This is a genomic window from Amycolatopsis sp. SID8362, assembly GCF_010550475.1.
Classification (GTDB): Bacteria; Actinomycetota; Actinomycetes; order Mycobacteriales; family Pseudonocardiaceae; genus Amycolatopsis; species Amycolatopsis eburnea.
Map to the genome: position 1 here is coordinate 1 of NZ_JAAGNB010000418.1, position 1,676 is coordinate 1,676.

Genomic DNA, 1,676 nt, shown 5'->3' on the forward strand with positions numbered 1-1,676 from the left:
CCGGCTGGAAGCGGGCCACTCCTGGCAACGTCACCACCAGGTGGCGCAGGATCACGCCCGTCACCACCAGCCCCGGCAGGCACGCCATCGCCAGGGGCTCGTCCTGGCGCCGGGCGAACGTCAGGTACGCCAGCGTCCCCGCGACCAGGACGGCCGCCGCGCAGACCAGGCGCAGGCCCACGTCGAGTTCCGGGTCCGGGGTGCCCGGGGGCAGCGCGGCCGGGAACGACGCCGTGCGCAGGGTCAGGCCCGCGATCACCCCGAGCCCGGCCACCGCCACCAGCACGGCTCGCGGCCCTCGCCACTGCGTCACGTCACGCAGCATAAAACGCTGGGCCGTTCGAATGATCCCGATCGGGCGACTCAGCCCGCGAACCAGTGCTGCGGGCCCGGGCGCAGGTTCTGGTAGATGTGCTTGACCTCGGTGTACTCCGCCAGCCCCGCCGGGCCCAGCTCGCGGCCGAAGCCGGACTGCTTGAAGCCGCCCCACTCGGCCTGGGGGAGGTACGGGTGGAAGTCGTTGATCCACACCGTCCCGTGGCGCAGCCGCCCCGCCACCCGCTGCGCGCGCGAAGCGTCCTGCGTGAACACCGCGCCCGCCAGGCCGTAGTGCGTGTCGTTGGCGATGCGGACCGCGTCGTCCTCGTCGGTGAACGTCTCGACCGTCAGCACCGGCCCGAACGACTCCTCGACGACCGCCGACGAGCCCTGCCGCACGTCGTCCAGGATGGTCGGCAGGTAGTAGAAGCCGTCGGCCAGCGCCGGGTCGTCGGGGCGGCGGGCGCCCGTGCGCAGCACCGCTCCTTCCGCCAGCGCCGCCGCCACGTAGGCCTCCACCTTGGACCGGTGCGCCGCCGAGATCAGCGGGCCGGTCTCCGCGCGGTCGTCGAACGGGCCGCCCAGGCGGATCCGCTCGGCGCGGCGCACCAGCTCGGCCACGAACTCGTCGTGCCACTCGCGCTGCACGATCAGCCGCGCGCCCGCCGAGCAGACCTGGCCCGAGTGCAGGAACACCGCCGTCAGCGCGTAGTCGACCGCCGTCTCGAAGTCGGCGTCGGCGAAGACCACGTTCGGGTTCTTGCCGCCCAGCTCGAGGGCCACTTTCTTGACCGTGCCCGCGGCCGCCGCGGCGATCACCTTGCCGGTCGCGAGCCCGCCGGTGAACGACACCAGGTCGACGTCCGGGTGCGACGCGAGCGGCGCGCCCACTTCGGCGCCCGCGCCGAGCACGAGGTTGCCCACGCCCGGCGGCAGGCCCGCCTCGGTGAGCAGCTTGAGGAACAGGATCGCCGTGTGCGGCGTCAGCTCGCTGGGCTTGAGCACGAACGTGTTGCCCGCCGCCAGCGCCGGCGCGATCTTCCACACCGTCTGCAGCAGCGGGTAGTTCCACGGCGTGATCAGCCCGCAGACGCCGACCGGCTCGTGCACGATCCGGCTGATCGCGTCCGGGTTGCCGGTGTCGACGACGCGCCCGGCGTCCTGCGCCGCGAGCTTGCCGAAGTAGCGCAGGCAGGCCGCGATGTCGGCCATGTCGTAGCGGCTCTCGACCAGGCGCTTGCCGGTGTCGAGCGACTCGGCGCGCGCGAACGCCTCCGCGTCGCGGTCGAGCAGGTCCGCGGTGCGCAGCAGCAGGTCGCCGCGCAGGTGCGCGGGCGTGCCGGGCCACGGGCCGGCGT

2 protein-coding genes are annotated in these 1,676 nt (G+C 73.7%); both read right to left on the reverse strand.

Annotated elements, in window-relative coordinates:
• Positions 1–313 (reverse strand): hypothetical protein (locus tag G3I65_RS13435; protein WP_309235432.1); only part of this gene is annotated, 313 nt, incomplete at its 3' end.
• A gap of 50 nt (positions 314–363) precedes the next feature.
• Positions 364–1,676, reverse strand: a 1,313-nt coding sequence (locus tag G3I65_RS13440) for an aldehyde dehydrogenase family protein (protein ID WP_160696401.1), incomplete at its 5' end; no start/stop codon positions are given.